The organism is Dellaglioa sp. CoH-55-MRSF-7 (assembly GCF_056782235.1).
The window spans coordinates 1-559 of sequence record NZ_JBXAYI010000020.1 but is presented as its reverse complement, the minus strand read 5'-3'; the positions used below and the strand labels follow the sequence as shown (position 1 = coordinate 559).

Sequence of the window (559 nt, the reverse complement as noted above, 5' to 3'; positions counted from 1 at the left end):
CAACCGGCACGTCACGCTCGACTTGGGCGCGCACATCTTTCAGCGAATCCGGCAGCTGGTTGGCCTTGAGGCTGGTCTTAACCGCCACCATGCCACACCCGATATCGACGCCGACCGCTGCTGGAATAACTGCTGCGTTCAGCGGGATCACGGAACCGACCGTCGCGCCCATGCCTGCGTGCACATCCGGCATGATTGCAACGGGACCCGCCAAGATCGGCAGGTTCGAGATATTCGTGATTTGCTTGAGTGCCTCCTGTTCGACTTCCATGTCACCGGTGAAGAAGCGAGCCTTTCCACCCAGCATCTGGCCGTACAGTTCGTTTTGTTTCATACATCCTCCTTATTTGATCAACGGAGGAATTGTAGCGTGGCGCGAAGCGCCTGTCTATCATTTTCCCACATCGGCAGATTCATAAAATGCAGAGGGTCCGCCTCAGCAAACGTGTAGATGTGTGACCACACCAGACCATGACACTTCTCAGGCTCAGCGTTCCGTACTTCGCCTGCAAACGCGTATGCTCGGAAATAGAGCATGAGAAGAGGATCACCGTTACCC

2 protein-coding genes are annotated in these 559 nt (G+C 55.6%); both read right to left on the bottom strand.

Annotated elements, in window-relative coordinates; genetic code table 11:
• A partial coding sequence (locus AC1RPU_RS07605; protein WP_481769581.1) for an RtcB family protein occupies positions 1-334 on the bottom strand: 334 nt, incomplete at its 3' end.
• A gap of 17 nt (positions 335-351) precedes the next feature.
• On the bottom strand, positions 352-559 hold a 208-nt coding region (locus AC1RPU_RS07600), incomplete at its 5' end, for an NUDIX hydrolase (RefSeq protein ID WP_481769580.1).